The sequence below is a fragment of the Nitratireductor arenosus genome, from assembly GCF_009742725.1.
Taxonomy (GTDB): Bacteria; Pseudomonadota; Alphaproteobacteria; order Rhizobiales; family Rhizobiaceae; genus Mangrovimarina; species Mangrovimarina arenosa.
This window is the reverse complement of the sequence record NZ_WPHG01000002.1, coordinates 487,530-512,605: the sequence shown is the minus strand read 5'-3', so window position 1 is coordinate 512,605 and position 25,076 is coordinate 487,530. Positions and strand designations below refer to the sequence as shown.

Below are 25,076 nucleotides of genomic sequence, written 5' to 3'. Positions count from 1 at the left end.
GCCTGCCCATCTTCACCGCAAAGCGGCCATACGAACGAAGTGGGCAGCGAGCGCCGCCCTGACATGATGGAACCCGGGAATTGGAGGCCTCGCCCGGAATCGAACCGGGGTGCAAGGATTTGCAGTCCTCTGCGTAACCACTCCGCCACGAGGCCTCGCCCCCCAGGCTTTACGAAGCGATCTGTTAACAGAGGGTCACCGGACCGACAAGCGTCTGAATTGATTTTCCGCATCCCAATCCGCCGGTTCAGTTCGACCGGGGCGTGGAGGTTTTCCGCCGGCGCTCCCACCATACGACCAGCCGGCGGCGCAACCGGCGAATCGCCGCGATGTCATAGGACAGCACAAGCAACCCGAGCGGGACCATCCAGTAACCCAGAACCGGCAGGAATCCGAAAAACAGACCCAAAAACACCAGCACGCCGCCGACGACGATGCGCGCCAGCCGCGACCGCGGCATCGGCACGGTGCGGCCGTAAAACCTGAAGGACGGTTTGGACGTCGTCCCGTCTGTACCGTGGCCGCTCATCGCTCGCTCCTCCGCGACAATGCCGGTGACCTGCCGGCATTGCATTTCAGTCGTCTCATATGATGGGCGGCGGCGGCAAATGCGAGACGCGGACGCGCCATGGTCGCGAGATTTTTCCCACAAGAGGCCCGTTTCGACCGAATTCGCCAAAATGGCGCTTGGCAAAACCGAAACGGTTTTGCTATAGGCAGCCCACTTCGCGAGCCCGTGTTCCCCGGTAGCTCAGCGGTAGAGCAACCGGCTGTTAACCGGTTGGTCGCTGGTTCGAATCCGGCCCGGGGAGCCATTTTCTTCAAAAAATCAGCCCACCAGACCGGAAAACTGGCGCATCGCCACGCCTTGTCATCGTGCCGACATAGGCGGATGCTAGTGCTTTCGTCACATTGAGATCGTCTCCGCGCGCCGACCACGGATGAACTGGCGGTGCGTGTCGAGACGCGGGGAAAGGTCGGGGCAAAACCCGGCCTTTTTCGTTTCCGGCGCCGTTTGATTTTCGTCCGTCGGCCTGCGTCACAGCCGAAACATACTCCGCTCCGACACTGGTTCCTCGCACCAAACCGGAAATAACCGCACCGAGACCGAGGGGTTGGCGCGATCGGTGCCATTTCTCCCCTTGATGCAATCCAGATCGCATCAGCGCGCGTAATCGGACTTCGTCCCGCCGGTTCGACCCTCAGAACTGCCGCCGGCACCAGATTCGCGCGATCCGGAGACCACCCTTGCCCGCCCAAAAAACCGACGCCCCGCCCGAACCGCCGGTGCTATTGCTGTTTCGCAACGACCTGCGGATTGCCGACAATCTGGCGCTGAACGCGGCGGCAGACACCGGCCGGCCGGTGCTGCCGGTATTCGTTTTCGACGACGGCGCCGATGGCGGCCGCCCGCCCGGCGGCGCGCGCCGCTGGTGGCTGCATCACGCGCTCGAACGGCTGCGCGCTTCACTTTCCGAGCGCGGCGCCGGCTTGACCCTGCGGCGCGGGCCGACCCTGGCCACTGTGCTGTCGCTGGTCGAGGACACACAGGCGAATGCGATTTATTGGAACCGGCGTTACGATCCCGTCGGCATCGCCGCCGATTCGGCGCTGAAAACGGCGCTGCGCGAACGTGCCCTGGAGGCAAGAAGCTTCGACGGCCACCTGCTGCACGAACCGTCACGGCTGACGACCGGGACCGGCGGGCCCTACAAGGTCTATTCGCCGTTCTGGCGCGCGCTCGCCGCAAGCGGCGAGCCGCGCGCGCCCGTCGCCGCGCCGAAGGCGATCCGTCCGCTGCCAGCACCGATCGCCTCCGATGGGCTCGAAAACTGGTCCCTGCTGCCGACGGCGCCCGACTGGGCCGGCGGCCTGCGCGACGCCTGGACCCCGGGCGAGGCCGGCGCGCGGCAACGCCTGGCGGAATTTCTCGACGCGGGTTTGCAGCACTATGCCGAGGGGCGCGACCGCCCCGCCGATGCCGTGACCTCGCGGCTTTCGCCGCATCTGGCCCATGGCGAGATCACGCCGTTCCAGATCTGGCACGCGCTTAACCGCCCCGACCTCGACACGCCCGCGCGCGACCTGGAAACGTTTCGCAAGGAGATCGCCTGGCGCGAATTTTCCTATCACCTGCTGTTTCACAATCGCGATCTCGCATCGAAAACCGTCAACCGGGATTTCGACGCTTTTGCCTGGCGACCCGACGCCGGCCTGCTTGCAGCCTGGCAACAAGGACGCACCGGCTATCCGATCGTCGATGCCGGTATGCGCCAATTGTGGCGCACGGGCTGGATGCACAACCGGGTCCGCATGGTCGCCGCCTCCTTTCTGACCAAGCATCTGTTGCAGGACTGGCGCGACGGCGAGGCCTGGTTCTGGGACACGCTCGTCGACGCCGATCCGGCCAGCAATCCGGCGAACTGGCAATGGGTGGCCGGCTCCGGCGCCGACGCAGCCCCCTATTTCCGTATTTTCAACCCGGTCCTGCAGGGCGAAAAATTCGATCCGGACGGGACCTATGTGCGCGACTTCGTGCCCGAATTGGCGCGGCTTCCCAGCCGATACATCCACAAGCCCTGGCAGGCGCCGGCCGACACGCTTTCTGAGGCCGGCGTGAAACTCGGCGCCACCTATCCCGTAGCTATCGTCGAACACCGCAAGGCCCGCGCCGCTGCGCTGGCAGCCTACGACGCGATGAAAGGAACACGATGACGGTTGTCGCCATTCGCCGCAAGGCCGATCCGGGCCGCAGGAAGATCGCGATCGTGGGGTCCGGCATTTCCGGCGCCGCCGCCGCCTGGGCCCTGCATCCGCGCCACGACGTCACCCTGTTCGAAGCCGCCTCACGGCCGGGCGGCCACACCGCCACCGCCAGGATCGACTACCGGGGACGCGAGATCGCCGTCGACACCGGCTTCATCGTCTATAACGAACCCAACTATCCCCAACTCACCCGGCTGTTCGCGCATCTGGGCGTGGCCACCCAGGAAAGCCGGATGGGGTTTTCGCTGTCGCTCGACGACGGGCGGCTGGAATGGAGCGGCCAGACCTACCGGACGATCTTCGCCCAGAAACGCAACGTGTTTTCGCCGTCCTTCCTGTGGATGCTGCGCGAGATCCTGCGCTTCAACCGGCAATGTCTGGCCGACCGCGAAGCGGGACTGCTCGGCGGGGTGACCATCGGCGACTATCTCGCCCGGCGACGGTTCTCCACCGCCCTGCGCGACGATTACTTGATCCCGATGGCGGCCGCGATCTGGTCGACGCCCCGGGCGAAAATGCTCGACTATCCAGCCGCGACCTTCGTGTCGTTCTTCGAAAACCATCGGCTGATCCACAATGAACGCCCGGCCTGGCGTACGGTGACTGGCGGGGCCCAAACCTATCTCGACCGGCTCCTGGCGCCGCTGGGCGACAGGCTGCGGCTGGCACGGCCGGTCGAGGCGATACGGCGCGACGATGCCGGCGTCACCGTGTTCGCGCGCGGCGCGGCGCCCGAACGCTTCGACGAGGTGCTGCTTGCCTGCCATACCGACCAGGCGCTCGCCATATTGGACCGGCCGAGCCAGGTCGAACGCACCGTCTTGTCAGCGATCCCCTACCGGCCGAACCGGGCGATCCTGCACCGCGACCCGCGGCTGATGCCAAAACGGCGCGCCGCCTGGGCGGCGTGGAATTATATGCGCACCAGCGCCATGGATACCGAAACCGAGGTCTGCGTAACCTACTGGATGAACGAATTGCAGGGGATCGACGCGGCCTGTCCGCTGTTCGTCTCGCTCAATCCGGTCACCGAGCCGCGGGCCGACACGGTGTTCGGGGAATGGTCCTTCGACCATCCGCAATTCGACGCCGCCGCGCTGTCGGCGCAGGCGCGGCTGGACGACATCCAGGGTCGCGGCCATTGCTGGTATGCCGGCGCCTGGACCGGGCACGGTTTCCACGAGGACGGCCTGCGCTCGGGACTGAGCGTCGCCGAGCGGCTCGGCGCCTCGGTTCCCTGGCGCCAGGCCCTGCCCCGCGCCGCCGAACCGGCGCTCGCGGCGGAATAGGTGACGCGATGACCAGGGCCCGACGCATAACGACCCTTGCCAAGAACGGTCCGCCGCCGCGTGAGGCGGCGTGGCTTTACCGCGGCCAGGTCATGCATCAGCGGCTTTCCCCGTTCGGTCATCGTTTCGCCTATGCGGTCTATTCGCTGCTGATCGACGTCGACCGGCTCGACGAGGTCGACCGCCTGTCGCCGCTTCTGTCGGTCAACCGGCCCAACGTGCTGTCCCTGCGCGAGGATGACCATACCGATGACGGCCTCTCGCTGCGCGCCCATACCGACCGTCTGCTGGCCCAGGCCGGTCTTGGCGAACGGGCCGCGCGTATCGTCTTGCTCGCTTATCCCCGTGTGTTCGGGTACGTCTTCAATCCGCTTGCGGTCTATTTCGCCTATGATGGCCAGGACCGGCTGATCGCGGCGATCTACGCCGTCCGCAACACGTTCGGCGAACGGCACACCTATGTTGCGCCGGTCGCGCGCGGCGAACTCTCCGAGGCCGGCCTGCGCCAGAGCCGCGACAAGCTTTTCCACGTCTCGCCCTTCATCTCGATGGACGCGCGCTACCATTTCCGCATTCTGCCGCCGGGGCGCGCCGTCAAGCTTCGCATCCACGAGACCGAGGCCGGCAGGCCGGTGCTCGCAGCGACGTTTTCGGGCGACGGCGCGCCGGTCACCAATGCCGGGCTTTGCCGTTGCCTCTTGCGATTTCCGCTTCTGACATGGAAGATTATCGCCGGCATTCACTTCGAGGCATTGCGTCTGTGGCTGAAGGGAGCGCCATTCTTCAGGAGCCCGCCTCCCCCTCGACGGGCCAGCTTTGGCGACACCGAGGCACGGGAGGCGGACGCATGAGGTTGCCGCGACGACGGCGCGCTGCCGGAGGGGACAGGAGAACGCGATGGTTGGGATCGCAGCTGAGGCACCGGAAACGATCTGGTTGAACGCGGACAATTTCGCCGCGCGCACGCGCGGCCTGCCGCGCCGCGCGCGCATGGTGTTGTCGGCCGCGATGCGGCTTCCCAGGGGCACGCTGACGATCGTTTCGCCCGACGGGCGCCGGTTCGGCGTCGGCGGCAACGCCGCCGGCCCTGACGCGCACCTGATCCTCAACAATTGGAAACTGCCCGGCCGCGCCTTTTCCCTCGGCACGATCGGGGTGGCCGAATCCTATATGGACGGCGACTGGGACAGTCCCGACGTGACCACCTTCCTGGAGCTTTTCGTGGTCAACCAGGAAACCGGCGAAGAGGTTGCCGGCGGCGCGAGCCGGGTGTTGATGGCCTTCCAGCGCCTGCGCCACTGGCTCAACGAAAACACCCGCACCGGCTCTAAGCGCAACATTTCCGCCCATTACGATCTCGGCAACAATTTCTACCGAACCTGGCTCGACCCGAGCATGACCTATTCCTCGGCGTTGTTTTCGACCGGCGCCAACGACCTTGAATCCGCCCAGGCGGCCAAATACCGCGCACTTGCCCGCGACGGCGACCTGCGGCCGTCGAGCCACGTGCTGGAAATCGGCTGCGGCTGGGGCGGTTTCGCCGAATTCGCCGCGCGCGAGATCGGCTGCAAGGTGACCGGCCTGACGATCAGCCGCGAACAGCATGATTTCGCGCGCGAGCGCATCCACAAGGCCGGCCTCGCCGAGAAGGTCGAGATCAAGTTGCAGGATTACCGCGACGAACAGGGCCGCTACGACAATATCGCCTCGATCGAGATGTTCGAGGCGGTCGGCGAAAAATACTGGCCGGTGTTTTTCGGCAAGGTCAAGCAATGCCTGAAGCCGAACGGAACCGCAGCCTTGCAGATCATCACCATCAACGAAGAGGCCTTCAAGCTCTATCGCAACCGGCCGGACTTCATCCAGCGTTACATCTTCCCCGGCGGCATGCTGCCGACGCCGGAAATCCTGCGCAGTCTCGGCGCCGAACAGGGGCTTTCCTTCCTGCGCGAACGGGCTTTTCCGCAGGATTACGCCCGCACGCTGGCCGAATGGCGCGCCCGCTTCTGGGCGTCGTGGGAAAAGATCATGCCACTCGGCTTCGACGAGCGTTTCAAGAAGTTGTGGGAGTTCTACCTGCATTATTGCGAGGCCGGCTTCCGGGCCGAATTCATCGACGTCAGGCAGGTGGTCTACAAGGCCTGATACGCCGCGCATGACGCGCGACGCCGCGCGCAACCGATACCGGCTGTGTTAATTAGTTCGCTGTCGGCTCCATCCGCGGCCCGCACAATGAAACCGTCCCCGAAAAGGAGGGTTTCATGGCTAGCAATCGGTTCAGCGAATATGACTGCAAGGGTCTTACCGAGGTCGGCAAGCTGATCATCGGCTCGGCCGACGCCGTGGTCGCGCAGATGCGATCTTGGTCCAACCATCCCAACCAGGACATTCGCGGCCTGGTGATGAAGTCACTCAGGATCCTGTTCAAGTTCCTGCAGGACATGTGGACCGACGCAAGGATGGAATACAGCCGCAAGAGCTGCGGAAGCGGCGATCTGGCCAAGGATATCGGCAGCAACTTCCCCTCCAGCCCGGCCAATCCGCAAGACCCGCTCTGACGGCCTTTCATCCGGCCGCGCCGTAACGCCTGCGAAAGCGGCTCTTGTCGCCGTCCTTGCGCGAGAGTGGAAAGATCGTGCTCCTTCAGAGTGTTGAAGCACGATCTCGATTCAATCTCGCAACATCCGCGCCTAAAGCGTGATGCGGTATTGGGCGAAACCGTCGGCGCCGTCGCCGGCGGCCTCGATCGCCACGCCCTTGACGTCGGCAATGAAGTCCTTCGCCTTCGGGCCGGTCTCAAACAGCACGGTCGCGCCGTCCACCGGCGCGAACGACCAGTTGGCGTCGGCCGCCGGATTGATGGTGCCCTGCTCGACGATGAAGCGCACGATCACGTCGCGATTGGTGTCAGGCGCCTGGAAGATCACCTTGTCCGGACCGATATCGGGGAAATTGCCGCCGCCGCCGGCGCGGTAATTGTTCGACGCAACGACGAATTTCTGCTCCGGATCGATCGGTTTGCCGTCGAACTCGAGCGCCACGATCCGGTTGGCGCCCTCGTTGATGAGATTGCCCTTCGGATCGTATTTCGGCGGCTGAGCCAGGTCGATCCTGTAGGTCACGCCGTCGATGACGTCGAAATTATAGGACGGAAACTCCGTGTTGATCAGCGTCTGGTCGGCCTTGCCGGGTTCGACCTGGTTGAAGATTCCAGCCGACATCTCGAGCCAGTCCTTGACCTGGGCGCCGGTCACCAGCACCGCCTGGACCGTGTTCGGATAGAGATAGAGGTCGGCGACGTTCTTGATCGCGATGTCGCCCGCCGGAACGTCGGTATAATAGTCCGGTCCGCCGCGACCGCCGGCCTTGAACGGCGCGGCCGCCGACAGCACCGGCAGGTCTTTGTGCTCGGTCTCGCTCAGCATGTCGGCGATGTACCAGGTCTGCGCCTGGGACACGATCTGCACGGAGGGATCGTCGGCCACCAGCGCGAAATAGGAATGCAGCGGCGCCGCGGTTTTGCCGACGGCGGTGCGCACATAGGCCAGTGTCGCCTCGTGCATGTCGCGGGCCGCGTCCTCGACCTCGGCCTTGCTTTCGACCAGTGGTTTGGCCTTGCGGTCGACGCGCTCGAAGATCGGCCGCGCCTCGCTGGTCGAGGCGCTCACGCGCCAGTTCTTGCCGTCGCGCTCCAGCATCAGGTCGATCAGGCCGAGATGCGAGCCCCAGAACCCGCCCATCACGGCCGGCTTGCCGCCGATCGTGCCCTTGGCGTTGTCGACACCCTCCATGCCCTCGAATTTCGGGCCCGGGAAGTCGAGATGGCTGTGGCCGGTGACGATCGCGTCGATGCCGTCGACGCCGGCCAGGTGCAGCGAGGCGTTTTCGAGGTTCTCCTCATACTGGGCCGGCCCGACGCCCGAGTGCGACAGGGCAATCACGATATCGGCGCCCTCTTCGCGCATTTGCGGCACCCAGGCCTCGGCCGCCTTGACGATGTCGCGCGTCATTGCCTTGCCGGTCAGGTGGCGGGCGTCCCAGTTCATGATCTGCGGCGGCACAAAGCCGATCAGGCCGACCCGGATCGGATGGTCCTGGCCCGCGCCGTCCGTGATCGTCTTGTCGAGGATCACGTACGGCTTGATGAACAGCGCGTCGTCGCGCGCGTTGGCAGCCAGCGACCCTTTGGTCAGGTTGGCGCACACGAACGGGAAGTTCGCGCCCGCCAGCACCTTGAACATGAAGTCGAGCCCGTAATTGAACTCGTGATTGCCGAGCGTGGAGCATTCATAGCCCAGCGTGTTCATGGCGGAGATGATCGGATGCATGTCGCCATCCTTCATGCCGCGCTGATAGGCGATATAGTCGCCCATCGGGTTGCCCTGCAGAAAATCGCCATTGTCGATCAGCATCGAATTGCCGGCCTCGGCGCGGATTCCATCGATGATCGCGGCGGTGCGCGCCAGACCCATCGTGTCGTTCGGCCGGTCGGCATAATAATCGTAGGGAAATACGTGCACATGCAGATCGGTCGTTTCCATCAGCCGCAGATGGGCCTGATTGGCGCTCGCACGCGCGGCGAAGGGATGGAGCATGACCACGCCGCCCAGTGCTGCCGCACCGGACAGGAATAGGCGGCGGGAAATCGGATGGAGCATTGCGGACATTGTCGTCTCCCTGGATTTCTGGACGGTCGCGCCCCGTGCGCTGCGTCGCTGTGTATCAGGTCGCGGAGTTGCGCGTTTCATCCAGCAGATTTCGATGACGGCCGCATGACCGCGTCCGCGCCATTGCGGCTGCGCACCATGTCGCCATCACCCGAAAGCGAGTGTCGGTCCGAAAAAGGCGCGAGGCAAGGCTGAAACGCGGGCCGGGCCGCAATTGTGACGCCGGCCGCGGTTTTGCCCGGCGCGACCGGATCGGATGCTGGCTCTATCCGGATTCAGGCAGCGCTGTTGCGCGACGAGCCCGGCACGTTCTTCGACTGTGTGTCCGCCGTCAGGAGATCGGCGACCGCATCGCCCGGCATCGGGCGCCCGAAATAGAAACCCTGCAGGCTGTCCACGCCGATGCCGCGCAGAAAGGCCTCCTGCTCGGGTGTCTCCACCCCCTCCGCCGTGACCTGCATGCCGAGCGTGCGGCCGATGGTGACGATCGAGCGCAGCACGCTGACCGTGCGCTTGTCGGCGGCTCCCTGGCCCACCAGCGACTGGTCGATCTTGATCTTGTCGAACGGAACCTCGCGCAGCGATGACAGGCTGGAATAACCGGTGCCGAAATCGTCCATGGCCACGGTCACGCCAAGCTCGTGCAATTGCGCCACCACGCTCGCGACTAGGCCCACGCCACCGCGATAGGCGCTTTCGGTGACCTCGATCTCGAGCCGGTTCGGCACAAGGCCGGTGGTCTCCAGCACGGCCCGCACCAGGTCCGGTAGGTCGCCATATTCGAGCTGGCGCGGGGAAATGTTGACCGCGACACGCACCGCCTGCGGCCACATGGCGGCCCGGCCGCAAGCCTCGGCGAGCACCCAGGCGCCGATCTCGCCGATGCTGCCGGTCTGCTCGGCGAGCGCGACAAAATCACCGGGCTCGACAAGGCCGAAATCGGGATGGCGCCAGCGGGCGAGCGCCTCGAACAGGATCGGGCGACCGGTGCGCGCCGAGACCACCGGCTGGAACTCGACGAAGATCTCGCCGCGCGAGATCGCCTTCCACAGATCGAGTTCGAGCTGTTTTCTACGCGCGAAGGCCGCGCCCGCCTCGTTGCTGGCCAAGCGCACCTGCTCCTTGCCGCGCGATTTGGCATCGTAGAGCGCAATGTCGGCGAGCTGCATCAATTGTTCGGGGTCGCGGCCGTCATCGGGCATGACGGCGATCCCCGCGCTCACGCCGACCTTGAAGGTGCCGTCCGACGATTCGACCGGTCGCGCCACCTCGTGCACGACCTTCTCGACGATCTCGCGCAGGCGCGCGGCGTCCATGTTTTCCTTAATCTCGATAATGGCGGCGAATTCGTCGCCGCCGATCCGTGCCAGGAAAGAATCGCGCGGCAGAAATCCGGCGATGCGACGCGTGGTGGTTTGCAGCACGGTGTCGCCGACAGAATGTCCGGCGGTGTCGTTGATTGCCTTGAAATCGTCGAGGTCGAAAAGCACCAGCGCGAAGCGGCGCGAAGCCGCCTCGGCAAGTCCGCGGGCACGCACCAATTCGCGGTTGAAACGTGCCCGGTTGCCGACACCCGTTAAACTGTCGTGGTGGGCGAGATATTCGAGCTCTTCCTCCTTGATCTTCTGCGCCCCGATATCGCGGCCGATACCGCGGAAGCCGGCGAAAACACCGTCGCGATCATAGGTCGGCGTACCCGTGATCGACCACCAGCGCTCGTGCCCGTCGATTACGAGAAGCACCGCGCAGTCGCGGAACGCCTCGCCGCGCAAGAGATGCAGCAACACTTCCTCGCGCCGGTCGCCGGCCCTTTCTCGGGGTGACGCGCACATCGTCAGCACGCGGTCGAGCCGCAGCCGGCTGAGCCTGCCGGCGGACAAGCCGGACTGTTTGGCAAACGAATCGGAGGCGCGCACGAGGTTCAACCGGGAATCGCACTGCCAATGCCAGTCGTTTGAATTCGCTTCAAAATCATGCAGAAGCAACGAAATGAGCTGGGTTTGCTCCCGCACCTGAGCCATCGCAATCACCCGTTCGGCGAACGCACTGGCATGCTGGCGCAGCGCGATCGGGAAGGCGAGCGCGTAGACGCCGATCAACTGGAGTTCGAAGGTGTGGCCGACCACGCCGGCCTGCACGAAGGTGACGACCATCATGATCGCGATCGGAACCGAAAAGGCGAACACGGCCAGCGGCAAGGCAGCGAGGATAAAAGCCGAGGAGGCCAGATAGGCGGTTATCAACACCGTCAATATGTGGCGAACGCCCTCGTCCGCGCCGGCGTAGAAAATCAATGGCAGGCTGCCCCACACCGCGCCGAACAGGAAGCAGATGACGATATTGCGCCAGTATTGGGCGGCGACCTCGTCGCGCGCCGGCCTCTGGCCGGCCAGAGGCGGTCCGCTCAGAATGTCGAAAATGATCGCGGCCAGCATCACCCCGAACCAGGCCGGCACGATCGCCGCGTCGTCCGAACGCGCAAGCGCGTCGAGCACGATCAGCGCGCCAAGCAGATGGGCGAGGATTGCGACGGGTCGCAGCCGGTTGATCGCCTCGACCTGGTCGGTGCGTACCAGCAGCCGCTGCTCGGTCGTCACCGATCGGCAACGCATGATGCTGGATGTGAAGTCCTTGCCTACCCATCCACGCAGGAAAGCCATCCCGGCGCGCTCACCCATATCTGTCCCGAACTGATTTCCCTCGCGGCACCTCGACCATAGGTCCGCAAAGGAACGAAAAGCCTTACCGATCCGGTCTAATTTTAGAGGTTGGATACAAAACCGTCTCGTGGGACGTCCAGGCGGCGCGGCAAGGTGCCGTCGAACCGCGCCAGTTGCCGTCGGGTCGACGATTGCCGGAATTGGCCAGGCACGCCGGGCGAACCGGTTCAATCTCGCCATGAAAGGCTCTACCATGCGGTTTCAGACTCGCGACGAGCGGCGCCTGCCGCCGCAATGGCCGAAAGGGCAGTTCAGACGCGATGAACGATTACGTGCAGTTTTTGGCGGACCGCCTCGCGCTCTTCGTCGACACCGCCGTCCGCTACGCCTCGGACGCGTGGTTCTTTTACCAAATCGGACTGATCGTGTTGCTGTTCGCGCTGGCCAAGCCGATCGGCAACGCCCTGGAAACCAGGCTCGAAGGGCTGGCGCGCCACATCAAGGGTCAGCCCGGCCTGTTGCGGGTCGCCGTGGCCACGATCCGCCGCACCAACTGGATCGTCTTCGTGCTGTTGCTGTTCGTGGCGCTGACCGCACTCAGGGAGCTTACCTGGCCAAGCCGGAGCTGGCTGGTCTCGACCGCGTTCTCCCTGGCCCTCGTCTGGCTTCTCGTCTCGGTCGCCTCGCGGGTGATCCGCAACCGGGTTGTCGCGCGCACGGTCGCCTGGCTGTTATGGCTCTATGCCGCCCTGGTGATCCTGCAATTCGACAATACGGCCGCCACGCTGCTCGATCGGCTGGCGCTGCCGGTCGGCGAATTGCGCATTTCCGCACTGATGGTGCTGAAGGTCGCCGTCCTGCTCACCGCCGCCCTGTGGCTCGCCAACGCGATCGGCAATTTCGTCGAGCGCCGCGTCCAGAATTCGGCCGAATTGACGCCGTCGATCCGGGTCCTGATCGGCAAGATCGCCAAAATCGGGCTGGTGCTTCTGGCCGGCGTCGTGGCGCTGTCGGCCGTCGGCGTCGACCTGACTGCACTGACGGTGTTTTCCGGCGCGGTCGGCGTGGGCCTTGGCTTCGGCCTGCAGAAAGTCGTTTCGAACTTCATTTCCGGCATCATCATCCTGCTCGACAAGTCGATCAAGCCGGGCGATACCATCTCGCTCGGCGACACGTTCGGCTGGATCCGCGAGTTGCGGGCCCGCTTCGTGTCCGTCGTCACCCGAGACGGGCGCGAATATCTGATCCCGAACGAAGACTTCATAACCCAACGCGTGATCAACTGGTCGTTCAGCGACGAGCTGGTGCGTCTCGACGTCGCCTTCGGCGTCTCTTACGAGGCCGATCCGCACACCGTCAGCGCGCTGGCGATCGAGGCGGCGACGAGCGTCGGCCGCGTCGACGCAGATCGCCGACCGGTGTGCTGGCTGACCGGGTTCGGTGAGTCCTCGCTGGATTTCGTGCTGCGCTTCTGGATCCGCGATCCCCAGCAGGGCCTGACCAATGTCCGTGGCCGGGTGCTGCTCGCCCTGTGGGACGCTTTTAAGGAAAACGGCGTCCAGATCCCCTACCCGCACCGCGAGATCGTCATGAAGACGCCGGTCAGGGTCGAGGACGGCGAACCGGCCGCGTCGCCGCGAGACTGACGCTGCCTCACGCGATATCGGGTCTTATGCCGACACCGGTCCGGTCGATCACCTCGCGCAAGGCGAAGGAGGAGTTGATCTTGATGACATGCGGCATCGCCGTCAGCCATTCCTTGTGAACGCGCTCGTAATCCTCCAGATCGCGCGCAGCGATCCTGAGAACATAGTCATATTCGCCCGACATCAAATGGCAGGACAGCACGTTGGGGCAGCGTTTGATGGCCGCCTCGAATTCGGCCAGCGACTTTTCGAACTGGCCCGACAGCGAAATGTGCACGATCGCCGTCATCTTGTAGCCGAGCGCGGCGTTTGACAGCTTGGCGTGATAACCGTGGATGACGCCGGATTTCTCGAGACTGTCGAGACGGCGCGAGCAGGCCGACTGCGACAGCCCGACCTTCTCGGCAAGCGCGGCATTGGAAATCCGCCCGTCCCGCTGCAACGTATCGAGAATGGCGTAATCGATCCGGTCGAGGCTCATAATCGGGATTATCTTCGAGTTTTTCTCTAAAATACGCAAGGATCGGCGAAAATTCCCGGGTGCCCCCGCCGACTTCGCAAACACATGCGCAACGCAATGTGCTCTACTCAACATCCATCCTGAATACAACCCGCAACCGGTGGAGGAGAGCGGTTATGCTTGTGGGCTGCCCGACGGAAATCAAGAACCATGAATATCGCGTCGGCCTGACCCCGGGCTCGGTGCGCGAATACATCGCCCACGGCCACGACGTACTCGTGCAGAGCGGCGCCGGCGCCGGCATCGGCGCCGACGACAGCGCCTACAAGGCGGCGGGCGCGCGCATCGCCAAAACCGCCGAAGAGGTTTTTGCCAAGGCCGACATGGTGGTCAAGGTCAAGGAACCGCAGCCCGGCGAATGGGTGCAGCTTCGCGAAGGCCAGCTTCTCTACACCTATCTGCATCTCGCCCCCGATCCGGACCAGACCGAGGGTCTCGTCAAGTCGGGCGTGACGGCGATTGCCTATGAGACCGTAACCGACGACCGCGGCGGCCTGCCCCTGCTGGCCCCGATGTCGGAAGTCGCCGGACGGTTGGCGATCCAGGCCGGCGCCACCGCGCTGCAGAAGGCCAATGGCGGCCGCGGCGTGCTTCTGGGCGGCGTGCCCGGCGTGCTTCCGGGCAAGGTCGCCATCATCGGCGGCGGCGTCGTCGGCCTGCAGGCGGCCAAGATGGCGGTCGGCCTCGGCGCCGACGTCAGCATCATTGACCGCTCGATCCCGCGCCTGCGTCAGCTCGACGACATTTTCAACGGCCGTATCCACACCCGCTATTCGACCGTCGAGGCGCTCGAGGAGGAATGTTTTTCGGCCGATATCGTCGTCGGTGCGGTGCTGATCCCGGGCGCCGCGGCGCCCAAGCTGGTCACCCGCGAGATGCTGTCGGGCATGAAGAAGGGCGCGGTTCTGGTTGATGTCGCGATCGACCAGGGCGGCTGCTTCGAGACCTCGCACGCGACCACTCATGCCGAGCCGACCTACGAGGTCGACGGCATCATCCATTATTGCGTGGCCAACATGCCGGGCGCCGTTCCCGTCACCTCCGCGCACGCGCTCAACAACGCCACCTTGCAATACGGCCTCCAGCTTGCCGACAAGGGGCTGCGCGCGCTGGCCGACGACACCCATCTCAGAAACGGGCTCAACGTCCATCGGGGCAAGATCACCAATCGCGCGGTGGCCGAAGCGCTCGGCTACGAAATGGCCGAACCCAGGACCGTGCTTGCCGCCTGAGCGGATTTGAAGGGACACCTCCCCACCGGCCCGCGGGTTTTCGCCCGCGGGTCTTCTTTTTCGAAACCGCGCCGTGGATGCCGGCCAGCGCCCGACCGGCGCCCGGAAGGCGGAAGCTCGCAAGCAACCTATTGAAACCCGATCTCGACCCTGAACGGGTTCGGCGAGCGGGCGTCATTGTTGCCGTCCCTGACCTCGAGCCTGTAATGGCCGGGCCCTTCGACCGGCAGACGCGCCTCGGTAACGCCGCCCTTGCGCGGCGGCCCCACCCAGCTTCCGGCCTTGCCGTCGGGGTTCCACAACCGCACATGGATGTCGAGTTCCGGATCGACCTCGTCGATCACCACCGCCAATTCGCCCGCGCGAGGCGCCTCGACAAGAAACCAGTCCGCATCGCCCAGGGGCAGCATGGTCGCATGAAAGACGACACCGGGTGACACCGGGCGCGCCGCGCCGAAACTGTCGTTCGGCTCGAACCGGTCTCCGGTCGCGGTAAAGACTGTCTTCAAGGTCGCGTGATCGATCGAGCGCGCATCGTTGTTGCCGTCCGCGACCTCGATGAAGTAGCTGCCTTCCGTAGCCAGATCGACGAACCCCTCGGTCAGCCCGCCTTTGCGGTAGGGCGCCACCCAATTGCGGATGACGGCGCGGTTGGCATCCCACACCCGATAGTGCAAATCGAGATTGTCGGGACCCTCGTCGATCGAAATCGCCAGTTCACCCTGCGCCGGCACTTCAACCCTGAACCAGTCCCGGTCGCCCTTGGGCAGGATGTTGAATAAGATCTCCCCGCCGGGGGTCAATGGCGCCGCCTCGGCCGGCCCGTCATTGGGCTCGTACTGGTCGGGCTGCGGCGTGAACGCCAACCGGTACTCAAACAGATGCGCGCTCGACGCATCGGAATTGCCATCGGCGATCTCGACGAAATAGCGGCCGGGACGCGGCAGGTCGACAAATCCGTCGGTGTCCCCGCCCCGTCTGAGCGGCGCGATCCAGTTGCGGATTACATCCTTGTTGGAATCCCACACCCGCATGTGGATATCGAGCTGTTCCGGCGATCCGGTCGCCAGCATGCGCAATTCGCCGGGCTGCTCGACATCGATGCTGAGCCAGTCGCGGTCGCCGCGCGGGAAGATCGCCAGCTTGCGCCGGCCGGAGCGTTCGACCGGCGCTGCCTCGGCAAAGCTTTCGTTCGGCTCGGTCTCGTCCTCGACAGGCGTGAAGCTGGCCGACAGGTCGAAGGTTTCATGGCTCGATGCGTCATTGTTGCCATCGGCCATCTCCAGTACGTAGACGCCCGGCACCGCCAGTTCCGCCTCCAGCACGGTGTCGCCGCCGGCGCGTGCAGGCTGTTGCCAGTTTTGCACGACATCGCCGTCGAGGTTCCACAGTCGCAAGGCGATGTCGAGACGGTCCGGCACGTTTTCCGCAACGACGCTCAAGAGCCCCGGCTGCGCGATCCAGAACCGCAGCCAGTCGCGGTCGCCGCGCGGAAAGATCGCCGGCCGGACGGCGCTGGGCAGCGGCAGCGGCTTTGCCGCGCCGACCGTGTCGTTCGGTTCCAGCGGATCGTTCGACGGCAGGAACTCGAAATCGATCGCAAACGGCGCGGCGCTGTCGGCGCTGTTATTGCCGTCGGCGATCTCGATCCGGTACTCGCCGGCTGCCGGAATCTCGAAAACGGCGTCGAGCGCACCGCCATCGCGCGGGGCGCCTTGCCAGTTGCCGGCAACGGCGACATCGGCGTTCCAAAGCCGGGCGTAAAGGTCGATGTTTTCCGGCGGCGCGTCGGCGCCGACGCGCAGCAGGCCGGCGATCGGCACCGTCAGCCGATACCAGTCGCGATCGCCGCGCGGGGTTATCCTGCCCTCGACGCGGGCGTCGGGCGGAATGGCCTGGGCCGAGCCATAACTGTCATTGCCGTCGGCCTCGACGATCGGTTTCGGCGCGGCGCGGCGGTAGTCCGGCACGACCGGAGCCGCAACCTTCTCCGCCCACACCGGCTTGCGGATGGCGCGGTTGCCGAAAAACCCTTCCGCGCGCGTCGAGCGCACGACGACCCCCTTTTCGGCCGCCGCCGCGGCCACCACGATTTCCTCCGGCGCCGGCGGTGCCGGCTGGGTCGCCGCCTGGTCGGCGACCGGCCGGGCCGCCGACGCCGAACCGGGGTCGTCCGCGATCGCGACTTCGACCGCGGGCGCGGGTTTCAGGTAGACCTCGTCGACCAGACGCACCAGAAGCTCCGGCCGCTGCATGCCGCCCGTCGCCTCGAAGACACGGCCGGCCGCGCGCCGAAACATCAGCCCCACTTCCACGCCCGGCGTGGCGATCTCTTCAAGCAGGGCCTCGCTGTAGGGCGAATGGTCGCCGGTGCCGTCGCTTGCGACTTCACCGGCAGCGGCGGCGTAGGCGATGATCGCGCCTCGGCCAGAAAGCCGCATCAACGACAGACCCTCGAGCGGGCGCGCCGCGCGGTCGTCCTGTACGGTTTTTGCGATGGCGTCGACATAGGGATTGTCGCGACAGGCATCGAGCACGACCAGCGTCACCCGCGCCCGGCTTTCCATCTCGGCCACCACCTCGCCGATGTCGATGGCGCTGTAGCGCAGTGCGCGCTCGCTCGATATGTCGACATCGACCGGCAGCAGGAAGTTCCGCCCGGAAATCTGCATGCCGTGCCCGGCATAAAACAGGAACGCGATGTCGGCGTCCGTCAGCCGCCGGGTAAACGCGTCGATCGCGGAAATCGCGGCGCGGCGATCGATGTCGTTTGCCAGCGTGACATCGAAGCCGAGCGCTTCGAGGGATTCGCCGATCGCCCTGGCATCGTTGATCGTGTTGACCAATTGTCCGGTGCCTTCGTAAGCACCGTTGCCGATCACCAGGGCAACCCGTTTTTGCGCCCAACAGGCGCCAGCCGTTCCGAAGAACACTAGGAAGAGGATGAACAACAGCTTGCGCATGCAGCCCCCACGCGCCGGTTTTGTTCCGTTTGCCTACCAACCAGTCTATCGGAAAAAATGGCGAAATCACGAGATTTTCCCGCAAAACAGACCGAATTCGTCGCTTCGAGCCGCACGAACGATGTCTTTTTTCCGCGATCCGCCGACGGAAATCCGCAACGCGGCGAAACTTTGTACAACGGCTCTCACAGTGCGGACCGGTCTGGCGGGCTCACGCCGCGCCGCCCGTTGGCCCGCGGGTTTCGGTCGCCGGGCCGTTCGAAACGGGCCGCCGAAACGCCGGCCTCAGGCGCGTTCCACGCGCACCTGATAACAATTATTGCTGGCCGAGCGCATGTGCAGATAGGCGATCTCGGGCCGTTGCAGCAATTCATGCGCATGCGTGCATATCCGGTGCGTCGGCACGACGCCGCCGGAACCGTAGACGATGCGGTCGTCAGGACCGTAGCCCCGCAGGATATAGCTCGGCGTGGCCTGGAACATCGCAGGCACGATGTCGGTCTCGGGCGCCCGTCGGCATGGGTCGGCGTGCAGGAAGATCGGTCCCGTCTCGGCGTAGGGCTGCAAATCGGGGAACGGCCGGTAGGCGAGGATCAGATAGGCTTCGCCTTTGCCGACGGTCTTCAGGCAGTGGCGGCACGGTATGCCAGTTCCGTCGGAAATGCGCCGCTCCGGGAGATGCCCGTAAGCGTCGGAACCGCCGGCCTGCAGCGCGCGGACCTCATCGGTGGGCAGGGCAACAAAGCGAATGAGCATCGGCAACCTCCTGGGATCGAAGGTCTAGCGCTAAGGCCAACCGTGCCGGTCCGCCACCCGATTCCCGCCGAGCCCTCAACTCCAGGGCTCGACCTCCTCCTCCGACCACGAGACCGCGGCGAAGCCCATCTTCTGGTAAAGCTGCAGCGCGCGCGGACTGTCGAGCGTGTTTGTATGGATCGTGACCTTGTCGGGATCGTGTGCCCAGGCGGCGGCGACAGCGCCCGACAGGAAGAAGCGGGCGAGCCCCCTGCCCTGAAAGTCCGGCATCAGCCCGAAATAGAGGATCTCGACCTCGCCGGCGAGGCGGGACAGGTCGAGTTCGAAAAAACCGGCCGGCGCGCCGTCGACGTAAAGCACCTCGATTTCGGTCGTCGATCCATGCACGGCCTCGGCGAGCGCGGCGTCCGAACAGTCTCGGCGCAATGCCCAGTGATGCGGCCTGCCGACTTGCTCGTAGAGATAGCGGTAGAAATGCAGCGGGATTGAATTGACGCGCATCATCGCGAGCCGCGCCCCGAGCGGCATCGACACCGGCTTGCCCGGCGGCGTGGTCATTTCGAGATGGGTGATACGCGCCTTGAGCGTTTTCGTCCGCGCCATGGTTACGGCGCACCGGTTTCGACCGGCGTGTCGTCGCGGCCGCCCCATTCCGTCCAGGAACCGTCGTAAAGCCGGGTGTCGGTGTGGCCGAGGCTCTCCAGCGCCAGCGCGAGCACGGCGGCCGTCACGCCCGAACCGCACGAAGTGACCACCGGTCGCGACAGATCGATACCGGCCTTTTCGAACGCCTGCGCCAAGGCGGCGGGCGGCAGCAGGGCGCCGTCCTGGACCAGGGAGGCCGCGGGCACATTGCGTGCGCCCGGCATATGGCCCGAGCGCATGCCTTTGCGCGGCTCCGGCTCGCTGCCGGCAAAACGCCCCGGCGATCGCGCATCGGCGACCTGGGTCGTTCCCCCGGCAACGATCCGGCGCATGTCGTCCAGCGCAGCCACCCGGTTTTCGTCGAAATCGGTCTCGAACAGGCAGGAGGCGACCTTGGTCGGCTTGGCGGTCACGAACCGGTCTTCCGCCTTCCAGCGGTCGATCCCGCCTTCCAGGATACGGACCGTCTTGGCGCCCATGACGCGGAACATCCACCACGCCCGGGCCGAGGAAAACAGACCCGGCCCGTCATAGACCACGATCGTGTCGGTGGCCGAAATGCCCATCGAAGCGGCGAAGGTGGCAAAGGTCCGCGGCGACGGCAGTGCGTGCGGCAGGTCCGAATCCGGATCGACGACCAGGTCGTGATCGAAAAACACCGCCCTGGGAATGTGACCGGCATCATATTCGGCGCGTGCGTCGCGCCCCTGAGCCGGCAGATACCAGGACGCATCGACGATCGACAGGCCGGGCTCGTTCAGATGCTCGGCCAGCCAGTCGGTCGTGACGAAGAAAGCGTTTTTGTCGGTCATCCCGATCACCCGATCCAAATTCGCCGACGGTGGCGAAACACAATCCATTCCTGTCGCATTTTTGCCACCGCGCGAAAAGCCGCAAGCCTTATGGCTCCGAGCTTTTGTTCACCGGAGCCACCGGAATGGACAACACGTTCGACACCCAAACGGTTCCGGCCCAAACCGGACACGACGCGCTCGGCCGGTTCGTCGCGGCCGGCGTGGCGGCTGCCTTGGCTTGTCGGTTGCCCCTCGCCCGGCACTGCGGTAGCCTTCAAGTCCCGCCAAAGGAGGTCCGACATGCGTAGAGCCGTCCTTGCCGTGCTTGTCCTGTCGCTTTCCGGGTCTGTGGCCGGTTCGGCCCTGGCCGCCGCCGACCAGCCACCGCCGTCCGAGGGAAGCGGCGGCCACGAATGCGAGCGCACCAAGGGCGAGCCGCAAACGTCCTGACCGCGCGATCTCGAATTTCGGTTTCGAGGCCGGACAGAAACTGCGTACCAGTACCGCCCTACATAGCCGGCAACGCGCCGAACCTGATGCGAAAGCGACGGTTTTCGCGGCCCTTTTTCTCGATCTTGCCGATATGTATATCGCCCACTTCCTGGGTTTCCGACACATGTGTGCCGCCGCAGGGCTGGCTGTCGACCGCCGCCTCATCGCCGATGCACACCAGCCGGATACGGCCCGAACCCGCCGGCGGACGGACGTTTTTCGACTTCACCAGGCCCGGATTGGCGGCGAGTTCCGCCTCGCTGATCCATTGCGTGAAGATCGGATGATTGGCCGCAACCAGCGCCATCATATCGGCCGTCACGCCCTCCTTGGACACGCCGGCGTCGGGCAGGTCGAAATCAACCCGCGATTCGTCCTCGCCGACCGCCGCGCCGGTGATCGGATAAGGACACACCACGCTCAAGAGATGGCAGGCGGTGTGCATGCGCATCAGCTTGTAGCGACGCGCCCAATCGATGTGCAGCACGAGCGTCTCGCCGATCTCCGGCCGGGCCGCGTCCGGTGCCGGCAGATGAACGATCTCTTCCTTGGTCTGGCCGGTAATCGTGCCGGCAATCGTGATCCGCGCCCCGTCGGCGCGCTCGAAAAAACCAGTGTCGCCGGGTTGGCCGCCCGAGGTGGCATAGAAATTCGTGCGATTGAGAACGATGCCGCCACGCTCGTTGATCGCGGCGACAATACCTTCGGCGGTCGACAGATAGGCATCTTCGCGAAACAGCGCCTCGGTGGCATCGCCCATTACGGCACCTCCTCGTACGGCACGCTTATGTCGCTGGTCTTTTCGATCCAATCGGGCACCGGCAGCCCCTTGCCGCGCAGGAAGTCCGGATTGAACAGCTTCGACTGATAGCGCGTACCGTAGTCGCACAACACCGTCACGATGGTGTGTCCGGGGCCGAGCTCCCTTGCGAGCCGAACCGCGCCGGCGATGTTGATGCCGGTCGAACCGCCCATGCACAAGCCTTCTTCCCGCACGAGATCGAAAATGATCTGGAGCGCCTCGTCGTCGGCGACCCGGTAGGAAAAATCGGGCGCGAACCCTTCCAGATTGGCGGTGATGCGGCCCTGGCCGATGCCTTCGGTGATCGAGGAGCCTTCCGATTTCAGTTCGCCCTCGGTGTAGAAGGAATAGAGCGCGGCCCCCATCGGGTCGGCGAGCGCGATCTTCACGTCCTTGTTGTTCGCCCGCAGCCCCTCGGCGACACCGACCAACGTGCCGCCGCTGCCGACGGAGGCAACGAAACCATCCACCTTGCCGACGGTCTGCTGCCAGATCTCGACCGCCGTCGTTTCGACATGGCCCTGGCGATTGGCGACATTGTCGAACTGGTTGGCCCAGATGGCACCGTTCGGCTCGACCCTGGCCATCTGCTCGGCCAGCCGGGCGGACAGTTTGACGTAATTGTTCGGGTTCTTGTAGGGAACCGCCGGCACCTCGATCAGCTCCGCGCCGAGGACGCGGATGGCGTCCTTCTTCTCCTGGCTCTGGGTCTCGGGAATGACGATCGCGGTGCGGTAGCCAAGCGCCCTGGCCACCAGCGTCAGTCCGATGCCGGTATTGCCGGCCGTCCCCTCGACGATCAGCCCGCCCGGCCGCAGCAGCCCCCGCTTCTCGGCGTCGCGGATGATGAACAGCCCGGCCCGGTCTTTCACCGACTGGCCCGGATTCATGAATTCGGCCTTGCCGAGAATTTCGCAGCCGGTCTCCTCAGACGCACGCTTCAGCCTGATCAGCGGCGTGTTTCCGATGGCATCGATCACCGATCGGTCCATGATTTTTCCTTCGTCTGCCTGACGGCCGCACGCCGGATCGGCTCGCGACACTCTTCGGCTTTCACGTCTAAGCAGGCGGCGGGCGGCTTTCAAGAAGCGTTTTTTTGCCGAAACCGGCAAAACCGCGATTATTTTTCTGGATCGCCGATGTGATGACATGGTCGGTCTGTCCGGCTGATCCGGTTGGAGCCCGCGCCCGTATGTGCCACAAGAATGCCGCCGGAAACCGGATCGAAACCCGGTTTTAGAGACGGCCAGCCATTCGAGGTCACATGACATCCGCCGCACAGACCGTCGATTCGCTGATCGCGAGCCACATTGCCGGCACGCTGCCGCTGCCGGCGCATGTGCTCGTGGCCGCGCATCTGCAACTCAAGAATGACAACCGCGCCTTCGCCGGCGACCTGGAACGCCTCGGCGGGCTTGGCCTTTCGGAAACACCCCCCATCGCACTCTCCGACCGGGACCGACGGCTCGCCTCGGTCCTCGACGGCGCCGATCCGGGCGATGGTTCCAACGCGGGACCAACACAAAACGGCCTGTTTCCGCCCATCCTGCGCGATTTTGTCGGCTTCGACGTCGCCGACGTGCCCTGGCGCACCAAAATGCCCGGCTTCCGCGAGCATGATGTCGGCCAAATCGACGGCTGCCATATCAACCTGTTTTGGATCCGTCCCGGCCGTGCCATTCCAACCCACACCCATGGCGGGCTGGAATTGACCCTGGTGCTGGACGGTGCCTTCAACGACGTCAACGGCCGCTACGGCCGCGGCGACATCGCGTTCGCCGACGAGACCGTCGAACATCGCCCGGTCATCGAAAAGGACCGGCCCTGCATTGGCCTGGCGGTCACCGCCGCGCCGCTGCGCCTGACCGGCCCGCTCGGCCGGAGGCTGATCGACATTATCGGCGGTTGACGCCGCCGCGTCGAAAATTCCCAATTGCACCTGACGAGGTTTCCGATGTCCCTTTATCGCGCCGGACCGCAAGATGGTGTCGCCTGGGTGACGGGCGCAAGCAGCGGCATAGGCCGCCTCCTGGCGCTCGAACTCGCCCGCGGCGGCTATGCCGTTGCCGTCACCGCCCGGCGCGCGGAGCGACTTGACGAACTTGCGGCCGAGGCCGGCCCGCTCGCCGGCAGCATCCGGTCTTTCGCCTGCGATGTCACCGACGAGGCCGCCATGACGGCCACTGTGGCGGCGATCGAACGCGACTGCGGACCGATCGCGCTCGCCGTCTTCAACGCCGGGGACTATTTTCCCACCCGCGGCGAGGCCCTGGGCACACGTGAATTCGTCGACACGTTCGGCGTCAATGTGTTCGGCACGGTGTTCGGCCTCGTACCGGTCGTCGAGCAGATGAAGTCCCGAGGCCGGGGCCACGTCGCCATTGTCGGCTCGGCCTCCAGCTATGGCGGGTTGCCGCGCGCCGCCGCATACGGCGCGACCAAGGCCGCCCTCAACACCATGGCCGCCGGGCTGAAATTCGACTTCGATCTCCTCAACATCCGCATCCAGGTCTTCAATCCGGGCTTCGTTGCGACTCCGCTCACCGAACAGAACCGTTTCGCCATGCCGGCGTTGATGAGCGTCGAGGCCGCCGCGCGGCGCATCCGCGACGGCTTGCGCACAGGAGGCTTCGAGGTTTCCTTCCCGCGCCGCTTCACATGGGCGCTCAAACTGCTCGCGCTGTTGCCTTATCCCGCTTATTTCGCGGTCGTTCGCCGCGCCACCGGGTGGAACCGGCGCTCGCCGAAAGGTTAGCGGTTCGTCCCGCCGGTCACGAGCGATTGCGCGGTCCGCCAAGCCGTCCTATGGATCGGGCCGCAAGGAAACGGAGGAGCGCATGCGGCGCATGGTGGGTATCGTCCTGATTGTGATCGCCGCGGGCGCGGCGGCCTGGTTTTTGGGACCACGCGTCGCGCGCGACACCACCGTCAGTTTCGACCCCGCCGCGATCGGCCAAGATGTCGAAGCCTGGCTCGCTGAGACGGAAGCGCGCGTGCCCAACCTGCGCCCCGACGCGCAAAAGCAGATCGTGTGGGCTTTCCCCGCCTCGCGCGCCCGCACGCCGCTCGCCATCGTCTACGTGCACGGGTTTTCCGCCTCCAAGAACGAGATCAGGCCGGTGCCGAACCGCGTCGCCGCAACGCTCGGCGCCAATCTGTTCTTCACCCGCCTGACCGGCCACGGCCGTGACGGCCCGGCGATGGCCGAGGCGAGCGTCAAGGCGTGGGTGAACGACTATGCAGAGGCGCTGGCGGTCGGCCGCCGGCTGGGCGAGCGCGTCATCGTCGTCGCGGTGTCGACCGGCGCCTCGATCGCCGCCTGGGCGGCGACCCGGCCGGAACTGGCTAAGGACGTTTCCGGCTATGTGCTGATCTCGCCCAATTTCGGCGTGCAGGCCGGCGGCGCCGGGCTGCTGGCGGGCCCCTGGGGCCTGCGGATCGCCAAGCTTGTCGCCGGCGACGAGCGCGGTTTCGAGCCGCACAACGAAGCGCATGGCCGGTTCTGGACCACGCGCTATCCCACCGAAGCGCTGCTGCCAATGGCGGCGACGGTCGAACTGGCCGCGGCGGCCCCGGTGGAAAAAGCGACGGCTCCGGCGCTGTTCATCCTTTCCGATCACGACAAGGTGGTGCGGCCCGACATCACCCGGCAGATCGCCGAGCGGTGGGGCGCGCTGCACGAGCTGCGCACGGTCGAACACAGCGACGACCCGTCCCATCACGTGATTGCCGGCGACGCGCTGTCGCCCGGCAATAATGACCGGTTCGTCGACTGGATCGTCGAGTGGGTGCGCGCACACACTGAATAGGGTTTCCTTGCCCGGAACGATCCGCTTGTCCCGCG

21 protein-coding genes and 2 tRNA genes are annotated in these 25,076 nt (G+C 65.2%); 12 read left to right on the top strand and 11 right to left on the bottom strand.

The window, feature by feature from the left end; genetic code table 11:
* Positions 1-81: 81 nt before the first annotated feature.
* A tRNA-Cys gene (locus GN330_RS09375) sits at positions 82-155 on the bottom strand.
* 92 nt (positions 156-247) lie between these two features.
* The gene (locus GN330_RS09370) at positions 248-529 is read right to left on the bottom strand and encodes a hypothetical protein (protein ID WP_156712416.1); all 282 of its coding nucleotides are present in this window, start codon (positions 527-529) and stop codon (positions 248-250) included.
* A gap of 211 nt (positions 530-740) precedes the next feature.
* On the opposite strand from GN330_RS09370, the gene GN330_RS09365 reads away from it, so the two are divergent.
* The 6 genes from GN330_RS09365 (at position 741) to GN330_RS09340 (ending at position 6,613) form a co-directional block, all read left to right on the top strand.
* Positions 741-815, top strand: a tRNA-Asn gene (locus GN330_RS09365).
* A gap of 433 nt (positions 816-1,248) precedes the next feature.
* Positions 1,249-2,715 carry a cryptochrome/photolyase family protein gene (locus GN330_RS09360; RefSeq protein ID WP_156712415.1) on the top strand — a complete coding sequence of 489 codons (1,467 nt, stop codon included), beginning with the start codon at positions 1,249-1,251 and terminating at the stop codon, positions 2,713-2,715.
* Positions 2,712-4,055 carry an NAD(P)/FAD-dependent oxidoreductase gene (locus GN330_RS09355; protein ID WP_156712414.1) on the top strand — a complete coding sequence of 448 codons (1,344 nt, stop codon included), beginning with the start codon at positions 2,712-2,714 and terminating at the stop codon, positions 4,053-4,055. Before GN330_RS09360 ends, GN330_RS09355 begins: the two co-directional genes overlap by 4 nt.
* Positions 4,056-4,063: 8 nt before the next feature.
* Complete coding sequence (locus tag GN330_RS09350; protein ID WP_156712413.1) at positions 4,064-4,906, top strand: DUF1365 domain-containing protein; 843 nt, start codon at positions 4,064-4,066, stop codon at positions 4,904-4,906.
* Positions 4,907-4,952: 46 nt separating this feature from the next.
* Positions 4,953-6,200, top strand: coding sequence for an SAM-dependent methyltransferase (locus GN330_RS09345; protein ID WP_156712412.1), 1,248 nt, complete (start codon positions 4,953-4,955; stop codon positions 6,198-6,200).
* A 116-nt stretch (positions 6,201-6,316) separates the two neighbouring features.
* Positions 6,317-6,613: a hypothetical protein gene (locus GN330_RS09340; protein ID WP_156712411.1), complete on the top strand. Its 297-nt coding sequence runs from the start codon at positions 6,317-6,319 to the stop codon at positions 6,611-6,613.
* Between the two features lie 132 nt (positions 6,614-6,745).
* Here the strand turns inward: GN330_RS09340 and GN330_RS09335 are convergent, their stop codons facing one another.
* Positions 6,746-8,722, bottom strand: coding sequence for a bifunctional 2',3'-cyclic-nucleotide 2'-phosphodiesterase/3'-nucleotidase (locus GN330_RS09335; protein WP_156712410.1), 1,977 nt, complete (start codon positions 8,720-8,722; stop codon positions 6,746-6,748).
* A 275-nt stretch (positions 8,723-8,997) separates the two neighbouring features.
* Complete coding sequence (locus tag GN330_RS09330; protein WP_197435103.1) at positions 8,998-11,400, bottom strand: putative bifunctional diguanylate cyclase/phosphodiesterase; 2,403 nt, start codon at positions 11,398-11,400, stop codon at positions 8,998-9,000.
* Between the two features lie 302 nt (positions 11,401-11,702).
* Here GN330_RS09330 and GN330_RS09325 point away from each other — a divergent pair, with 302 nt between their 5' ends.
* On the top strand, positions 11,703-13,028 hold the full coding sequence (locus GN330_RS09325) for a mechanosensitive ion channel family protein (RefSeq protein ID WP_156712408.1): 1,326 nt from the start codon (positions 11,703-11,705) through the stop codon (positions 13,026-13,028).
* A 7-nt stretch (positions 13,029-13,035) separates the two neighbouring features.
* Here GN330_RS09325 and GN330_RS09320 read toward each other — a convergent pair whose 3' ends face one another.
* Complete coding sequence (locus GN330_RS09320) at positions 13,036-13,509, bottom strand: Lrp/AsnC family transcriptional regulator (protein WP_156712407.1); 474 nt, start codon at positions 13,507-13,509, stop codon at positions 13,036-13,038.
* 155 nt (positions 13,510-13,664) lie between these two features.
* Between GN330_RS09320 and ald the strand changes: the two genes are divergently transcribed.
* The gene (ald, locus tag GN330_RS09315; RefSeq protein WP_156712406.1) at positions 13,665-14,780 is read left to right on the top strand and encodes an alanine dehydrogenase; all 1,116 of its coding nucleotides are present in this window, start codon (positions 13,665-13,667) and stop codon (positions 14,778-14,780) included.
* A gap of 128 nt (positions 14,781-14,908) precedes the next feature.
* Here the strand turns inward: ald and GN330_RS09310 are convergent, their stop codons facing one another.
* From GN330_RS09310 to sseA, 4 genes are all read right to left on the bottom strand, one after another.
* A complete protein-coding gene (locus tag GN330_RS09310) occupies positions 14,909-17,743 on the bottom strand; it encodes a caspase family protein (RefSeq protein WP_156712405.1) in 2,835 nt (944 codons plus the stop codon).
* Positions 17,744-18,028: 285 nt separating this feature from the next.
* Positions 18,029-18,499 (bottom strand): DUF1203 domain-containing protein, encoded by a 471-nt coding sequence (locus tag GN330_RS09305; RefSeq protein ID WP_156712404.1) that lies wholly within the window; start codon positions 18,497-18,499, stop codon positions 18,029-18,031.
* Between the two features lie 75 nt (positions 18,500-18,574).
* Complete coding sequence (locus GN330_RS09300; protein WP_156712403.1) at positions 18,575-19,102, bottom strand: GNAT family N-acetyltransferase; 528 nt, start codon at positions 19,100-19,102, stop codon at positions 18,575-18,577.
* Positions 19,103-19,104: 2 nt separating this feature from the next.
* On the bottom strand, positions 19,105-19,956 hold the full coding sequence (gene sseA / locus GN330_RS09295) for a 3-mercaptopyruvate sulfurtransferase (RefSeq protein ID WP_156712402.1): 852 nt from the start codon (positions 19,954-19,956) through the stop codon (positions 19,105-19,107).
* Positions 19,957-20,238: 282 nt separating this feature from the next.
* Here sseA and GN330_RS09290 point away from each other — a divergent pair, with 282 nt between their 5' ends.
* Positions 20,239-20,388, top strand: coding sequence for a hypothetical protein (locus GN330_RS09290; RefSeq protein WP_156712401.1), 150 nt, complete (start codon positions 20,239-20,241; stop codon positions 20,386-20,388).
* Between the two features lie 58 nt (positions 20,389-20,446).
* Here the strand turns inward: GN330_RS09290 and GN330_RS09285 are convergent, their stop codons facing one another.
* The gene (locus GN330_RS09285; RefSeq protein WP_156712400.1) at positions 20,447-21,190 is read right to left on the bottom strand and encodes an alanyl-tRNA editing protein; all 744 of its coding nucleotides are present in this window, start codon (positions 21,188-21,190) and stop codon (positions 20,447-20,449) included.
* On the bottom strand, positions 21,190-22,224 hold the full coding sequence (locus GN330_RS09280) for a cysteine synthase A (protein ID WP_156712399.1): 1,035 nt from the start codon (positions 22,222-22,224) through the stop codon (positions 21,190-21,192). The genes GN330_RS09285 and GN330_RS09280 overlap by 1 nt, the downstream gene beginning before the upstream one ends.
* Before the next feature lie 272 nt (positions 22,225-22,496).
* On the opposite strand from GN330_RS09280, the gene GN330_RS09275 reads away from it, so the two are divergent.
* The 3 genes from GN330_RS09275 (at position 22,497) to GN330_RS09265 (ending at position 25,041) form a co-directional block, all read left to right on the top strand.
* Positions 22,497-23,141, top strand: coding sequence for a ChrR family anti-sigma-E factor (locus GN330_RS09275; protein ID WP_156712398.1), 645 nt, complete (start codon positions 22,497-22,499; stop codon positions 23,139-23,141).
* Positions 23,142-23,186: 45 nt separating this feature from the next.
* Positions 23,187-23,987 carry an SDR family NAD(P)-dependent oxidoreductase gene (locus GN330_RS09270; protein ID WP_156712397.1) on the top strand — a complete coding sequence of 267 codons (801 nt, stop codon included), beginning with the start codon at positions 23,187-23,189 and terminating at the stop codon, positions 23,985-23,987.
* Between the two features lie 82 nt (positions 23,988-24,069).
* On the top strand, positions 24,070-25,041 hold the full coding sequence (locus GN330_RS09265) for an alpha/beta hydrolase (RefSeq protein ID WP_156712396.1): 972 nt from the start codon (positions 24,070-24,072) through the stop codon (positions 25,039-25,041).
* Positions 25,042-25,076: the final 35 nt, after the last annotated feature.